This window comes from Ruegeria sp. YKSE079, from assembly GCF_059612845.1.
Window position 1 is genome coordinate 121,120 of sequence record NZ_JBXWRJ010000011.1, and the last position, 15,810, is coordinate 136,929.

14 protein-coding genes are annotated in these 15,810 nt (G+C 55.5%); 2 read left to right on the plus strand and 12 right to left on the minus strand.

What is annotated here, in order from left to right:
- Nucleotides 1-92: 92 nt before the first annotated feature.
- From AC2FMY_RS12230 to AC2FMY_RS12285, 12 genes are all read right to left on the minus strand, one after another.
- On the minus strand, nucleotides 93-506 hold the full coding sequence (locus AC2FMY_RS12230; protein WP_496743973.1) for a secondary thiamine-phosphate synthase enzyme YjbQ: 414 nt from the start codon (nucleotides 504-506) through the stop codon (nucleotides 93-95).
- A 33-nt stretch (nucleotides 507-539) separates the two neighbouring features.
- Nucleotides 540-944, minus strand: a complete 405-nt coding sequence (locus tag AC2FMY_RS12235) for a hypothetical protein (RefSeq protein ID WP_480749850.1) — start codon at nucleotides 942-944, stop codon at nucleotides 540-542.
- A 66-nt stretch (nucleotides 945-1,010) separates the two neighbouring features.
- Nucleotides 1,011-1,541: a DUF4166 domain-containing protein gene (locus AC2FMY_RS12240; RefSeq protein ID WP_496743975.1), complete on the minus strand. Its 531-nt coding sequence runs from the start codon at nucleotides 1,539-1,541 to the stop codon at nucleotides 1,011-1,013.
- 3 nt (nucleotides 1,542-1,544) lie between these two features.
- The gene (locus AC2FMY_RS12245; RefSeq protein WP_496743976.1) at nucleotides 1,545-1,982 is read right to left on the minus strand and encodes a thiol-disulfide oxidoreductase DCC family protein; all 438 of its coding nucleotides are present in this window, start codon (nucleotides 1,980-1,982) and stop codon (nucleotides 1,545-1,547) included.
- Between the two features lie 102 nt (nucleotides 1,983-2,084).
- Nucleotides 2,085-4,073 (minus strand): RNA polymerase sigma factor RpoD, encoded by a 1,989-nt coding sequence (rpoD, locus tag AC2FMY_RS12250; protein WP_496743978.1) that lies wholly within the window; start codon nucleotides 4,071-4,073, stop codon nucleotides 2,085-2,087.
- A 114-nt stretch (nucleotides 4,074-4,187) separates the two neighbouring features.
- Nucleotides 4,188-6,137 (minus strand): DNA primase, encoded by a 1,950-nt coding sequence (dnaG, locus tag AC2FMY_RS12255; RefSeq protein WP_496743980.1) that lies wholly within the window; start codon nucleotides 6,135-6,137, stop codon nucleotides 4,188-4,190.
- Nucleotides 6,138-6,217: 80 nt separating this feature from the next.
- A complete protein-coding gene (locus AC2FMY_RS12260) occupies nucleotides 6,218-6,514 on the minus strand; it encodes a hypothetical protein (protein ID WP_480749845.1) in 297 nt (98 codons plus the stop codon).
- A gap of 37 nt (nucleotides 6,515-6,551) precedes the next feature.
- The gene (locus AC2FMY_RS12265) at nucleotides 6,552-7,097 is read right to left on the minus strand and encodes a sarcosine oxidase subunit gamma (protein ID WP_480749844.1); all 546 of its coding nucleotides are present in this window, start codon (nucleotides 7,095-7,097) and stop codon (nucleotides 6,552-6,554) included.
- Nucleotides 7,090-10,023 carry a sarcosine oxidase subunit alpha family protein gene (locus tag AC2FMY_RS12270; RefSeq protein WP_496743982.1) on the minus strand — a complete coding sequence of 978 codons (2,934 nt, stop codon included), beginning with the start codon at nucleotides 10,021-10,023 and terminating at the stop codon, nucleotides 7,090-7,092. Before AC2FMY_RS12270 ends, AC2FMY_RS12265 begins: the two co-directional genes overlap by 8 nt.
- Nucleotides 10,020-10,283: a sarcosine oxidase subunit delta gene (locus tag AC2FMY_RS12275; protein WP_480749842.1), complete on the minus strand. Its 264-nt coding sequence runs from the start codon at nucleotides 10,281-10,283 to the stop codon at nucleotides 10,020-10,022. The genes AC2FMY_RS12270 and AC2FMY_RS12275 overlap by 4 nt, the downstream gene beginning before the upstream one ends.
- Before the next feature lie 59 nt (nucleotides 10,284-10,342).
- Nucleotides 10,343-11,596, minus strand: coding sequence for a sarcosine oxidase subunit beta family protein (locus tag AC2FMY_RS12280; protein ID WP_496743984.1), 1,254 nt, complete (start codon nucleotides 11,594-11,596; stop codon nucleotides 10,343-10,345).
- 210 nt (nucleotides 11,597-11,806) lie between these two features.
- Complete coding sequence (locus AC2FMY_RS12285; protein ID WP_496743985.1) at nucleotides 11,807-13,237, minus strand: Glu/Leu/Phe/Val family dehydrogenase; 1,431 nt, start codon at nucleotides 13,235-13,237, stop codon at nucleotides 11,807-11,809.
- A gap of 134 nt (nucleotides 13,238-13,371) precedes the next feature.
- On the opposite strand from AC2FMY_RS12285, the gene AC2FMY_RS12290 reads away from it, so the two are divergent.
- Both AC2FMY_RS12290 and AC2FMY_RS12295 read left to right on the plus strand, forming a co-directional pair.
- Entirely contained in the window at nucleotides 13,372-15,252 is a 1,881-nt protein-coding gene (locus AC2FMY_RS12290; protein WP_496807450.1) for a Tad domain-containing protein, read from the plus strand.
- Entirely contained in the window at nucleotides 15,249-15,782 is a 534-nt protein-coding gene (locus tag AC2FMY_RS12295; RefSeq protein ID WP_496743987.1) for a TadE/TadG family type IV pilus assembly protein, read from the plus strand. Before AC2FMY_RS12290 ends, AC2FMY_RS12295 begins: the two co-directional genes overlap by 4 nt.
- The last annotated feature ends 28 nt before the right edge of the window (nucleotides 15,783-15,810 follow it).

Sequence of the window (15,810 nt, forward strand, 5' to 3'; positions counted from 1 at the left end):
CTTTTGTGAGTACTTTGGCCCACTTATCCACAACTATAGGACAGCCGCTAGGATTTGGGTAGTCTGAATTTTGCACCGCTAGATAATGGGCGCTAGGCAAAATACCCAGCGACCTTGCGGGTATGGGGCGCATCGCGATGTTCAAACAGATAAATGCCTTGCCATGACCCCAACACGGGCAGGCCTCCGACCACCGGGATAGACAGAGAAACCGGCATCATCGAGGCCTTGATATGCGCGGGCATATCGTCTGGGCCTTCATAGGTATGACGGAGATAAGTCATGGCCGGATGGTTTGAATGAGGCACGAGGTGCTGAAAGAAGGCCTTGAGGTCTATTTGAACGTCTGGGTCCGCATTCTCCTGAATCAACAGGGAACAGGACGTGTGACGAACAAAAAGTGTCGCCAAACCATCAATTCCAACAGGTTGCAACCAGTCGCTAAACTGTGTCGTGAACTCGTAAAGCCCCTGCCCGTTAGTGATGATCTGGAACTCGCGGTGCACTGTTGTCTCTCGAATGGCAGAAAGCTCAGGATTCTAAAAGCCCGGAGGAGACGGAAAGCAATTTCCGTTGGCCTGCTGGACACTCATGCTGTCACCAACCTTGAAACCAAGACGAAGAAAGCTGTTTGACCCAGCTCCGTTATCGGCTGCTTGCGAGTTCAGAGTGAACTGCACGGCGGTCTTGCGCCCGGTTGTCACGCTTGGCCCATAGCCTCGCGCGATATAGATGCGCTGTCGCCAATCTGCTCCAAGTTCGCGCCGTGCATATTCCGAAGCTGCACACCAGTAGTCGACGGAACGTTGGGGGCCACCTGGAATCACTTCGAACACATTGCTGTCGACCTGATTTACCGAATATCCACCTCTGGCACGAAAGGCGTCCGCTTGCGTCGCTGCCACCAAAGCAAGGGCTGTGGCCAATCCAATCATTTTTTTCATTCGCGGAACTTCCTTCGACTGTCTTGTTACCTAAACTAATGCCGAATAACGGGAAATGACAGGCGGTTAAGACAACAAAGGTTCGAGCGTGCCGCAATACCGGATCAACAAGCCCAATACCGGCAATCGGGCGCTCACGTCGAAGGCAAATCTCGCCTGCTCATCCTCATGCTCGAACGTCTCTGATTGCGGCAGGAACCATCGAGGAACAGGTATGCGAAAAACATATACCCCCGCCACCTCAATTGCGATCCGTTTACCCCTGGCTTGTGGCCGCAACGTCAAGGTCACTGCCCCAAACTTTTCGTGCACCAGATTGCTTTTCGCGTCGTAAGAAAGGACCGAACGAGTAACGTGCCCGTCAAAATTCCTTTCCCACATCCATTTCAAACCACGCTTTTGGATACGTAACTGCACCGGAACATTCACTCCGGAAGGCGGAAAACCTCCAAGACGCAATGCCAGCGAAACCAAGCACCCTTTGCCTTTCTCGATTGTGCAATGACCAACATACTCCCCAGCGGTGCTATGCAATTGCCGTAACGATGTTGGCAACGCCACACAATCCGGCAATGCCTGCAGGAACGGGTCTCTCACGCCTCAGAATCCTCCCACGGCAAACCGCGCTTTGATTTCAGCATCTGGGAGAATGCATCGGTTGAACCGGCCAAAGATCGAATAGCGGTTTCTGGCAATAGATTGGTAAATACGGTCCTTCAGAAAGCCCGGCAGATAACAGCAGATCGAGAAGGCCGGCCAAATCCCAGAAAGCTCCCGCATGGCTGCCGCAAAGGCATCCAGTCGCTGATGTACTCTGCCTCTCACTATGACCAGATTGGTTTCAAAATCCTCCGTCGGCAGACCAAGCTGGCGATAAAGCTTCTGACCTAAAGCAGATTGCGCAGTGGCAAACGCGAACTTTTGCGCTTGGTCGTGCCGGAGTATAAACTGGAAAAAGCCAGAGCAGAGAACGCATTCACCATCGAAAACAATCAGATCGCGCCCGGCTGCCTCCGGTATTTCAACAAGGTCTTGCATTCCGACACGCTCAAATACTGCCGCCCTCACGATTGCATGGCGCACAAGTTCCAAGCAATGCGACAAACGCGTAACAAAAAAAGCGCCCCGCAGGGCGCTTTTTTACTGATCAAGAAATGAACGGAGTTTTCGACTCCGGCTAGGATGTTTCAGCTTTCGCAAAGCTTTGGCTTCGATCTGACGAATTCGTTCGCGGGTCACGCTGAACTGTTGACCAACTTCTTCCAACGTGTGGTCTGTATTCATGCCGATGCCAAAGCGCATTCGCAAAACACGTTCTTCACGTGGCGTGAGCGAGGCCAGAACCCGTGTGGTAGTTTCCTTCAGGTTCTCCTGAATGGCCGAGTCCAGCGGCAGAACCGCGTTCTTGTCCTCGATGAAATCGCCAAGCTGGCTGTCCTCTTCGTCGCCGATGGGCGTTTCCAGCGAAATCGGTTCCTTGGCGATCTTCATCACCTTGCGGACCTTTTCCAGCGGCATTTGCAGTTTTTCGGCCAGTTCCTCGGGGGTCGGCTCGCGTCCGATTTCGTGAAGCATCTGGCGACCGGTTCGGACCAGCTTGTTAATTGTTTCGATCATGTGAACCGGAATACGAATCGTGCGCGCCTGATCCGCGATCGAGCGCGTAATCGCCTGACGAATCCACCAAGTAGCATAGGTCGAGAATTTGTAGCCGCGACGGTACTCGAATTTGTCCACCGCTTTCATCAGGCCGATGTTGCCTTCCTGAATAAGATCAAGGAATTGCAGGCCACGGTTCGTGTACTTTTTGGCAATCGAAATAACCAATCGAAGGTTGGCTTCGACCATTTCCTTCTTGGCCTGCCGCGCCTCTTTCTCGCCCTTTTGGACCTGCTGCACGATCCGGCGAAATTCTGAGATATCCAAGCCGACATATTGGCCCACCTGCGCCATGTCGCTCCGCAATTCTTCCACCTTGTCCGACGAGCGTTCAATGAACATCTGCCAGCCACGACCGGGCTTTTCAGCCATCTCGGCCAACCAATTCGGATCTAATTCACGGCCGCGATAGGTATCAACAAATTCACGACGATTAATCCGGGCCTGATCGGCCAGTTTCACCATGGCACTGTCCAGCGACATCACCCGTTTATTGATGCCGTAAAGCTGGTCAATCAATGCGTCGATCCGGTTGTTGTGCAAGTGCAGGCCGTTGACCAACTCCACGATTTCAGAGCGCAAGGCCTGATAGGTCGCCTCATCCTGATCACTGAACGAACCATCTTCGTTCAGCGTTGCCGAAATACGGCTGTCCTGCATTTCGCTGAGTTGCGCAAAGTCAGTCGAAATTCGCTCCAAGGTATGCAGAACCTGCTCTTTGAGCGCGGCCTCCATTGCCGCGAGCGACATATTGGCCTGATCGTCCTCGTCTTCGTCTTCTTCCTTGGTAATCGGATTGCCATCGGCATCAAGCTCGGGGCCGTTGTCTTCGGACTTTTGTGTCGTGGGCGCGACAGAAGCGTCGACAACGGGCTCTTCAACCTCGCCATCTTCGTCCAGCTGATTGCCGAATGTGGTTTCCAGATCAATCACGTCGCGAAGCAGAATATCTTCGCTGAGCAACTCGTCATGCCAGATCGTAATCGCCTGGAAGGTCAGTGGGCTTTCGCACAGCCCCGCAATCATTGTGTTCCGCCCCGCCTCAATCCGCTTGGCGATGGCAATCTCGCCCTCTCGGCTCAGCAACTCGACGCTGCCCATCTCGCGTAGGTACATGCGAACCGGGTCATCGGTCCGGTCCAGTTTCTCCGCCTGGGCGCCTGCCAGCGCAACTTCGCGGGGGCCGTCAGTCGTGACCAGATCGGTCGAACCCTTCTGCTCTTCCTCCTCGGCTTCTTCGTCCTCAATGATGTTGATGCCCATTTCCGAAAGCATCGACATCACGTCTTCAATCTGTTCCGAACTGACCTGATCAGGTGGCAGAACCTGATTGAGCTGGTCGTAAGTAATATAGCCTTTCTCGCGGGCCTCGGCGATCATCTTCTTGATCTGGGCCTGGCTCATATCCAGCGAGACTTCCTGTTCCTGCTCGTCGGATTTGCGTTCCTCGGTCGTGTCCTTGGCGGCCATTCAGTAGCTCCTGCAGGGTGGGTGATTCGTTGGAACCGAATCATTAGCGCGTAGAAATGATTCGGCCACCCGTTTACCCGTTTTTCTTTTGCTGTTCTTCCGGAAAACACAAAGTCATCTACGTTTTCGTTCAAATTTGATGCCAGACATGATTGATTCGAAGGCTTCCCTTTCATCCCGGCTGAGGCGGGCACCATTGTCGGCAACATCGAATATGGCTTTATCCTCGTTCTGGCTGCGATTAGCGCGGTTTCTTTCTTCGGCAGCTTGAGCCAGTCGATATGTCAGCGCCTCGTCTGCCAGATCAGACAACTCCTCTTCGGCTTCGGCAATTTCGGCGTCAAGCCCCCGGAGTGCTTTGATTTTTGCGAGTTCCTCGGCCAGGGTCATCTCGGCCTTTTCAACGTCGCCCGGTTTGAACACACAGGGGATCACCGCGACATGGCGAAGGGCTAGTAGGTTTTCAAGGGGTTCGGGTCCTAAAGCTGCAACAATGTGGTCTTTGATGTTGTCCGGGTCGTCAATTGCGTGCCGCAGGATGGCCTGCCTGAGAGCCGCGTGATCCGGGTCGAGGCATTCCATGTCTTCCAATTGGTGTTCGAACTGGACAACGACTTTCGGGTTTAGAATTGCAATGGCCAGAATTGCCGCTTCTCGCAGGCGGATGTCAGCATTTTCTGAAGATGCCAGAAACGACGCGCGGGCTCCGGGCGATGCAGGCGCCTTCTCCGGCTGCCATTTCCCACGCGGCTGCCAATCTCTTTTTTGGGGCGATCGTTGTGCGCGAAACAACTCCCAGCGCAGGTCCTTGATCTCTTGCCCATAATGCGCCCGGATCGATGGGTCGCGGATCAGCTTGATTTTCTCGCGCAGGGACTTGTCCAAAGCCGCCTTGCGCTCGGGGCTGTCGAACACCTTGCCGTCGGTCTCGCGCTGCCACAGCAGCTTGACCATCGGATTGGCACCATCCAGCACGGCCTTCACAGCGCCTGCCCCTTCGGCGCGCAGCAGGTCGTCCGGGTCTTTGCCCTCGGGCATCAGGGCAAACCGCAGCGACTTTCCAGCTTCCAGCAGCGGCAAAGCCAGATCAACCACCCGCATCGCAGCGCGCAGACCTGCTGTGTCGCCGTCCAGCGCAATGATCGGCTCGTCCGATATCCGCCAGAGCAGTTGCAGCTGATGTTCGGTGATGGCGGTACCCAATGGCGAAACCGACGCGCCAAAGCCTGCTTCGGCCAGCGCGATCACATCCATATAACCTTCGGCCACGATCAGCGGCTGCCCCTTACCTGCCGCCTGTCGAGCCGGGCCTTGATTGTAAAGACTGCGCCCTTTGTCGAACAGCTCGGTCTCGGGCGAGTTCAGGTATTTCGCGTTGTCATTGGGGTCCATCGCCCGCCCGCCAAACGCGATACAACGTCCGCGCGGATCGCGGATCGGGTACATGATGCGGTTGCGGAAGGTGTCATAAGGCTTTTTGCCCTTGTTCGAGGGCTTGGCCAGCCCGGCCCCAAGGATCAGGTCCTCGGCCACGTTCTTGCCGCGCAGATGGTCCCACAGCGCCTGCCAATCGTCCGGGGCAAATCCAATCTCCCACCGGTCCAGCGCTTGCGCGTTCAACCCGCGGCGCGCGAGGTAATCTCGTGCGGCGGCTCCTGCCCCGGTCTTGAGTTGCAGACGGAAGAATTGCACCGCCTGTTCCATCACATCAGCCAGCTGTGTGCGGTGGTCCTGTTTTTCCTGCGCCTTCGGATCGCGCGCAGGCATCGGCATCCCGGCTTCGCGGGCCAGAATCTCGACAGCTTCGATGAACGAGACATTCTCGGTCTCTTTTACAAAGCTGATTGCATCACCTTTGGCGTGGCAGCCAAAACAGTAATAGAATCCCTTCGTGTCATCGACGTGGAACGAAGCCGTCTTCTCATGGTGAAACGGGCATGGCGCCCACATATCGCCCTTCCCCTGATTTGACTTTCGGGCATCCCACATGACCTTACGCCCGACAACCTGTGACAGGCTCAGGCGCGTACGCAATTCATCCAGAAATCCAGGGGGCAATGACATGAACTGAATGTGGCAGAAACGGAAACGCTCGCCAAGGCATAGGCGAGCGTTTGTCCACAGCGAAATGACCGATGTGTGGATTATTGCTGCAAGCAAAGCTCCAGCCAAGCGGCCGCCAAATCCTTGTTTCGCACGTCGCGCATCTTCTGCTCATAGACCCAGGGCGTGATCAGCGGAATTGCAGCATCGTAGTTATCGGGCCAGACTGGATTTGTTGCCGCAATCGCTTTTGGCACGTCGCGCTCTTTGACCCGATCCAATCGTGCTTTCTGTATCGCAGCGACTACATCCGACTGATATCGGCAACTTTCTTCCTTGGACTCGGCCGCAGAAAGCGGGGTTGCCAATAGCATGGCAATAACGGCAAGGCGGATCATCATGGTCCTCCGGGAATCAATTCATAACCTACGCATGTTAACCGCGTGCACCCGCTCCTTCCATCGCCGTTTTCAGATCATGGGCCAGCGTTTGGGCCATCGACCGAAATACCATGATCTGGAAGGTGTTGTCGCCAATACGAGTGATCGAAGCCGTCATGTGAAACATCAGACTGCGCACAGTATGTCCACGCTTGAAGTGTACCTCTCGCAAATCGACCGGCACCAAGCGGGCCAGCACGTCCTCGGCCCCCACCCCTTCTAACCGGACCACAGCCCAGGCATCGGACTGATCGACAAGGGCCGCATGCTCTGCCAATGCCACATCTGGAGCTGGCCCCATCAGCATTGCCGCCGAATGACCAAACCAGACCGCACGCGATCCGGCCTTGCCAGTCGCGCGATTTGCCGCAGGATAGGTCATTCCATGTGCTGACTTCAGAGCATCGGACAGGGCCTTGGTCTTACCTTTGTAAGGCGTGACAGACGTCATCACACCCGCGTCTTCCTCACTTAACGTGACGGTACCAACCGTCAGCGGCAACAGTCCTTCACAAGGGGTTTTGGCAATCAAGTTATCCACGTACGCGCCCTCCCTCCGGGTCAAGGAACACCGGGTTCACCACTTCGCAGAGCGTCGTCACCCCGCGCAGACCATCTACCATCTTGACGACTTCGCCGTATCGTTCAGGCCCATCAGCCAGAAAACCAAGCCCCAACATGCAGCCCAACATGGGAGAGAAACAGACTGACGTAATATAACCCTGATCGTTGACGCGTACTGGATCCGCCTCTTCGCGATATAGATGCGCTCCGGCCAGCAACTGTTTGCTTTCTCCGATGGGTTTCAGCCCGACTAACCTTTCCCGCCCAGCTTCTTCAAGACCGGGTCGTTCCGACATCGTCTTGCCGACGCAGTCCTTTTTCTGCGATACCATCCGGCCCATTCCAATGTCATACGCAGTGGTCCGACCATGGATTTCGGAATGGGTGATGAATCCCTTTTCTATCCTGAGAACGTTGAGCGCTTCCATCCCGTAGAGACCACCGCCCAGCGCCTCGGCGCGTTCGGTCAGAAAATCAAAAAGGCTAGCGCCATAACGTGAAGGAACCGCGATTTCATAGGCTAGCTCACCCGAGAATGATATTCTGAACAATCGCCCATCAACCCCCAGAACCTTGATCGGTCCACAAGCCATAAATGGCCAGTTGTCATCGCTCAGATCTTCTTCAACCAAGTCACTCAGCAACTCGCGTGATCTTGGTCCGGCGACGGCAAACTGCGCCCATTGCTCGGTTACCGATGTAAAGGTCACATCCAGATCCGGGCGCAGGCATTGCGCCACAAATTCCAGGTGCGTCATCACCTCGCCCGCACCAGCAGTCGTTGTGGTCATGACATAGTGATGTTCTCCCAATCGTGCGGTGGTGCCGTCATCCATGACAAACCCATCTTCGCGCAGCATCAAGCCATAGCGAGTGCGCCCGACCTTCAACGTCGAGAATATGCTAGTATAGACGAAATCCAGAAACTGTCCTGCATCCCGACCCTGAACGTCGATTTTTCCCAAAGTTGAAACGTCGGCTACGCCAACCGCCTCGCGTACGTATTTGACCTCGCGGTCACAACTCTCACGCCAAGTAGTTTCACCTGATTGCGGGAAGTAACTGGGCCTGTACCACAGGCCAGCCTCGACCATAGGTGCTTTGCGCGCGACGCTGGCCTTGTGCGAGGTTGTAAACCGTTGTGGTCTATAACCCATTCCTTCGGCACCAGCGCCCAGCGCGGCAATCGCTACCGGCGAATATGGCGGTCGGAAAGTGGTCGTCCCAGTCTCGGGTATCTCACGTCCGGTAGCGTCAGCCAGAATGGCCAGCGCCGCCACGTTCGAATTCTTGCCCTGATCAGTCGCCATCCCTTGGGTGGTATAGCGCTTCATGTGCTCAACTGAACGAAAGTTCTCGGTTGCTGCCTGTTTCACATCTTTTACGGTGACGTCATTCTGGAAATCCAGCCAGGCGCGCCCCTTGCCTGGAACGGACCAAAGCGGCGCGATTTCATAAGCCGCATCTTCGGCATGCGGCACCGCCACCTCTGGCACTTTACGCCCCAACTCGCTCAACACCTCCTCCGCTGCGGCAACGCCCTCGCGCAGGCAGTCCGCGGTCGAGAAAGCCCCTTTGCACGCACCTGCTGCCACCATTCCAGGAACTGCACCTGGAGCAGGAACAAAGGCAGCAATGTCGCGCCGCCAAACCGGACGCCCGCTCATGTGGCAGGTCAGATGGACTGACGGATTCCACCCACCTGTCATCGCAAGGCAGTCAGTCTGAATCTTCTCTTCTCCGCTGGGGCGGCGCACGGTTATGCTTTCCAACCCCTTTCGGCCGGAACTACCGCAAACCTGAGCCCCGCGCAGAACCTGATAGTCGTCGGACAGAGGTGCATCATGACGGCTGTCGATCACCGCCGCCACATGCACACCGGCCTCCAAAAGGTCGCGGGCCGTGCGATGAACGTCGTCAGTATTGCCGAACACCGTTACGTTCTTGCCCGCACTCACACCCCAGTGGTTGATGTACGCGCGCACTGCCCCTGCGGTCATGATTCCCGGGCGGTCGTTGTCGCGAAACGCAACCGGCCGCTCCAACGCGCCCGCGGCCAGTACCGATCGCTTGGCTACAATCCGCCAGAACGTCTCCATCGGTGCACCGTTGGGACGGTTGCCAGTGTGATTGTGCACCCGCTCCAGTGCCCCATATGTGCCGTGATCATAAGCGCCTACCACGGTCGTCCTCGTCATCAGGCGCACATTGTCCATCGCACTCAACTCGGCGATAACTTCGTCGGCCCAGACGTGGCCGGTTTTCCCGTCCACCTCATATGTTTCGGCCAACAAACGGCCACCCATTCGGCTGCCTTCATCCGCGAGGATCACATCCGCCCCGGCCCGACCTGCGGCCAACGCTGCCATCAGCCCGGCAGGCCCTGATCCGATAACCAGAAGATCACAGAATGCAAAAGCACGTTCATACTTGTCGACATTGTTCAGGCCCGAAAGCGCGCCAAGACCTGCTGCTCGGCGGATCGCTGGCTCATAGACTTTTTCCCAAAAACTCTTTGGCCACATGAAAGTCTTGTAGTAGAAGCCCGCCCCGAAAAACGGTGCCGCTAGATCGTTCATACCGAGCACATCAAAATTCAGAGACGGCCAGCGGTTCTGACTGCGTGCCTCCAACCCGGCATAGATCTCTTGCATGGTGGCACGCACATTGGGTTCCTGCCCAGACCCATGGCCTACGGTCATCAACGCATTAGGTTCTTCGCCTCCTGCAGTCAGCACCCCGCGCGGGCGGTGATACTTGAACGACCGTCCCATCAAACGGACATCATTCGCAAGCAAGGCCGAGGCTAGAGTATCTCCGGCAAATCCCGAATAACGCACACTGTCGAAATAGAAGGAAATTGGCTTGGTGCGATCCACAAGGCCCTTGCCCTTGATCCTCATGACTGCGTCTCCGATGCGAGTTCAGTGTTCAGAATGTCATGTGAGATCGTGTTACGGGTCACTACGATCCAGGCCCCGCAGCCACCTTCGTGATACCACAGGTCGCGTGTCTTTCCGGCTGGATTCTCGCGCAAGTAGACGAAGTTGTCCCATGCCTTCTCCCCGGCATCGGGTGCAGGCCGGTCCAAACCCACGGCAGCACCGCGATAGTAAAACTCCCGGCGATCGCGCTCGCCGCAATGCGGACAGGTGATCCTCATGCTCTCGCCCCCAGCTTTTCTTCGTCAAGAATACCGAATTCCAACATCTGCCATACGCCTCAGTGCAGGTTGTGTTGAGAGCCCTTGCCCTCTTCGTCCAGAATGCTTCGCCCGGTCCGGAACCGGTCCAGGCGGAACTTGGTGGCGTTCTCATGGTATTGGCCCGTGGCGATCAGGTGAGCAAAGACATTGCCGGACCCCGGAACTGCCTTGAAGCCACCATAGTTCCAACCGCAGTTCAGGTAGAGTCCGTCAATATGCGTCTTGTCGATGATGGGCGAGCCATCGGGAGACATGTCCATAATGCCCCCCCAACTGCGCAGCACTTTAGCTTTGCCGATCATCGGCATCAGCGCCATGCCGGCTTCCATCACGTTTTCAACAGTGGGCAGGTTTCCGCGGGCGGCGTAGGATGCGTAGAAATCCAGATCGCCGCCAAAAACCAGCCCGCCCTTGTCCGACTGGCTGATATAAAAGTGCCCCATACCGAATGTCACAACGTGATCGATACAAGGTTTCAACCCCTCGGTAACAAAAGCCTGCAGAACATGGCTTTCGATCGGAAGGCGCATCCCCGCCATCGCAGCCACCTGGCTGGATCTTCCGGCAACTACCATAGCAACTTTCTTGGCCCGGATAGCGCCGCGTGTTGTCCGCACGCCTCGAACAGCGCCGTTCTCGATATCGATGCCCGTGACTTCGCAGTTCTGAATCAAATCTACGCCCCGCTGGTCGGCACCACGGGCGTACCCCCATGCCACCGCGTCGTGGCGCGCGGTGCCTCCGCGCGCGTGATAGAGCCCGCCATAGATAGGAAAGCGCAAGTCTTCAAAATTCAAAAAAGGCACTTTGGCGCGGACGCCATCGCGGTCGAGCAACTCGGCGTCATCACCCTGACTGATCATCATGTTGCCACGACGCGCCGCTGCGTCCCGCTGACCATCGGAATGGAATAGATTGATGATGCCTCTCTGGGAATGCATCACATTGTAGTTCAGGTCTTCTTCCAAACCTTCCCAAAGTTTCAGCGAATGAGAGTAAAACTCGGAGTTGCCCGACAAAAAGTAGTTTGCCCGGACGATAGTGGTGTTCCGCCCCACATTACCGCCGCCGAGATATCCTTTCTCCAGTACCGCAACATTGGTGAGACCGTGCTCCTTTGCCAAGTAATAGGCCGTACTCAGCCCGTGACCGCCGCCCCCAATGATGACGACATCATATCCAGACTTAGGCTCTGGGTCCCGCCAATGAGGTTCCCATCCCTTATTGCCCGTCAACCCTTCCTTCAGCACTCGAAGGCCAGAAAAACGCATCGTTCACTCCCTTTCGGCCAACTCTTGACTGGCCCACCGGCGAACACCTATCAAGCAGATCGCCCCTGGGCCATATCGCTTTTCGACAAATACTATCCTACCCACGACTATTAACGCCGTATTCGTAACGCCTGTTCACCTGCCCCAAACCAAACACGGACCAAAAAGGGCGCGCCAAAAGGCACGCCCGAGAAGAAAACTTGCAATGCGTTACAAGCCTTTGGCGCGGTAGCTCTTGGCCACCCTGTCAATGGCTACAATATAGGCCGCTGTTCGCAAATCCTCGACGTCGGATCTGGCGTGCCATACTTCTCTCATCGATTGATAGGCAATCCGCATGGTGTCATCCAGGCCCGAGCGAACCAACTCCAATTCGTCCGCACCCCTGAGGTATTTGGCCTTGAAGTCTGGGGACATCGACCAGGCGTCGCCAAGATAACGATCGAGCCGCTCGAGTTCCTGCACAATCAGTTCGTGCCGCGCCTCTTCCTGGCGACGTTGCATGCGGCCAAAACGGATATGGCTGAGGTTCTTGACCCATTCGAAGTAGGAAACCGTCACACCACCTGCGTTCGCATACATATCCGGGATTATTACGGTTCCCTTCTTGCGCAGGATCTCGTCTGCGCCCGCAGTCACTGGTCCGTTCGCGGCCTCGATGATGAGAGGTGCCTTGATCCGCTCTGCGTTGGACAGGTTGATTACCCCTTCCAGCGCAGCCGGAATAAGAATGTCGCATTCTTCTTCCAAAACTGCTGAACCTTCGGCCGTATGGGTCGCGTCCGGATAACCCGCCACGCCGCCGTGCTTTGCTATCCATTGGTGCACCGCTTCGACGTCTATACCCTCAGGATCATACAGCGCACCGTCGCGCTCAATGATCCCGACGATTTTCGAGTTGTCTTCTTCGCTAAGAAATTTGGCGGCGTGATAGCCTACGTTACCCAAACCCTGAACAATGACGCGCTTGCCATCGAGCTTTCCGGACAATCCAGCTTTTGCGACGTCTTCAGGATGCCGGAAAAACTCGCGAAGCGCGTATTGAATGCCTCGCCCGGTAGCCTCGACCCTGCCAGCAATGCCGCCAGCATTCAGGGGCTTTCCGGTGACACACGCCCGCGCATTGATATCCGTCGTGTTCATTCGGGCATACTGATCCGCAATCCAGGCCATCTCTCGTTCCCCGGTACCCATATCCGGAGCGGGTACGTTTTGAGACGGATTGATCAGGTCGCGCTTTGCCAGCTCATATGCGAACCGGCGGGTGATCTGTTCCAACTCGTGCTCTTCGTACAAACGCGGATCAATGCACAAACCACCTTTGGATCCACCGAACGGCGTTTCGACCAACGCGCACTTGTAAGTCATCAGAGCCGCAAGGGCCTCGACCTCGTCCTGATTCACGGCAGTCGCATAACGAATTCCACCTTTGACAGGTTCCATATGTTCCGAGTGAACGGACCGGTATCCGACAAAGGTGTGAATCTTGCCCCGCAACCTTACGCCAAAGCGAACCGTGTAGGTCGCGTTGCAGACCCTAATCTTTTCTTCAAGCCCGGGGGGAAGATCCATCAGAGCGGCCGCTCTGTTGAACATCAGATCCACACTTTCACGGAAACTGGGTTCGGTTACGCGCGTCATAAATTCCTCCCTGACCTCAGACAATTGGAGACACTCTCCATGTCACTTTGTCGCAATCTGGTTAAACCTGATCAATCCAATTCTGCCAATATTTTGAGCATTTGCAAAAATTAACCGTCCGGCACCCGCGAGTCGTGCAAACTATCAAGAATGGCGACTATTGTTTTCAATTCAGCAACAGAACGGGCGATTGGCCAAGAGTGGGCGCAATTGTCGTTCAGTTACAGCAAGATAGTGGCAAAACCGCCCAATTCTCGCCACGTTCTGCATTTACCTTTAGTCAGTCCAATATTTCGAATGACCGTTCTGCCCGGTCCGGAAAGGGTATCGTTATGCGCAAGGTTCTCTGGAAGTCCAATGGCGACAATATAACGTCGGCTGACTGTACGCCAGCACAAACGAGAGGCTTCATTGACAGCGAAGATGGGTCGATGAGCATTCTCGCTCTATTTCTGTTCCTCATCATTGTCGCCGCAGCCGGGATCGGTGTGGACCTGATGAAGTATGAAAGAGAGCGCGCCGAATTGCAGTACACAATGGACCGCGCGGTATTGGCTGCGGCTGACCTTGATCAAAAGGTTGATGCCGAAACAGTCGTAAAGTCGTATCTCGACAAGGCGGATCTACTGGACAACCTCAAGGACGTCAAAGTGATTAACAGTACTGGTTACCGCCATGTTACTGCGTCGGCGGTTGCTGAGTTCCCGACTCATTTCATGCATTTGAGTGGCGTCGATAGCTTGAGCGCTCCAGCGCTCAGCTCCGCCGAGGAAAGTGTCGGTGCCGTCGAAGTGTCTCTGGTTCTGGATTTTTCCACATCCATGTATGGTCCGAAACTGGCAAACCTAAAGACTGCAGCCAAAAGCATTGTCACGCAGTTGGGCTTGAAGAATGGTCTTTGGAACAAAGAGGTGTCTTTCTCGATCATCCCTTACGCAAGCCAGGTGAACGTTGGCGCGGACATGATCAAGTACTATAATCTGGATCGTTTCCAGAACTATTCTCATTGCATCAACTTCGTCGATGACGAATTCAGCAAGCCGTATCTGTCGACAACCGAGTTGAGAGAGCAGACCGCGCACTTCGATCCCTACACGATGTCGAGGGAGCCAATTGAATACCCTGTCTGTCCAACTCGGGCTGGATCCGCAATCCTGCCATTCCAGAATGACGAAACCGTCATTCACAACTACATTGATGGTCTGACTGCCCTGAACCCGGCGGTGTGGGACGAGGACTCAAGTGAAGATACCGGTACCGACAATGGTGCCAACTGGGGTCTTGCCCTTCTCGACCCCGGCACGCGACCGGTGATCAACAGCTTGGCGCATGTTGACGGGATTGTGCCGACCATGTTTGACAACCGCCCAGTTGAGTATGGAACCAACGTCCTGAAGATCTTGATCATTATCTCAGACGGGGACAACACCGACCAGTTCATGCTGAATTCATCGCGCCGTACTACGACGTCGGACATCTGGTACAATCCGGACGCAACTGCTGACGAAGGCTATTTCTCGCTGTATCAATCAAGCGGTAGCAAAGAGTACTGGTGGCCACACGATCAAACCTGGCAGGATCATCCCTACGGCAACGGCGGCCAATACTGCACCGGAAAAGGCGGAAGCCGGACCTGCGTCGAACAACCTGCCGCCGACGAACCCGGTACTGCAGTACAGCTGACCTATGTGGAGCTTCTGAACCTCGTTTCGCTGGAGTATATCGAAAATGAGATCTTCGATACGCCAAACGCATACGGTGTGTGGGAAAGCGCGGCGTTCAGCAAGAAAGAATCCACAGCCAAGGACGCTCGCACCAAGCATGTCTGCAAGGCCGCCAAGGACGAAGGCGTGATCGTGTTCAGCGTCGGTGTCGACGTAGCCTCCAACGGTAAAAAGGTCTTAGAAGACTGTGCCAGCTCGGACAGCCACTATTACGACGCAACGGCTGTTGAACTTCCGGATGCTTTCACCTCGATCGGCTCGTCCGTCCGCATGCTGAGGCTCACCCAATGATCGGAAAACTGGTTTCTGCTCTGCGCAGCTTCCGAAACCGGGAAGACGGCACCGCAACGGTCGAGTTTGTGATCGTCTTCCCAGCTTTCATGGCCCTGATGCTGTCGGGGGTCGAGTTGGCCTTCGTCACACTCAACCACGCGACTTTGGAACGAGCGGTAGACCAAACGGTAAGGGACATCCGCTTGAACACCGGTGTCGTTTTGAACCACGATACGATCAAAAAGTCGATTTGCGAGCGTGCTATGTTCATTCGCAACTGTGAAAACAGCCTCAAACTGGAAATGATCAGCCAGGATCCGTTTGCCACGGTGACGATACCGCCCGAGCCGGACTGCACCGACTTGTCAGAAGAACCGAGACCCGTACGCAATTTTGAGAATGGACAGGAAAACCAGCTGATGGTTCTACGCGCATGCGCAAAGATCAACCCCGTGTTCCCGACTTCAACAATGGGAAAGGCCCTGGCCAATCTGGAGGGTCAGTACGCCCTGACAGCGACAACTGTATTTGTACAAGAGCCGATCTAAGCCATGTTTATATCCCGCATGCAAACCC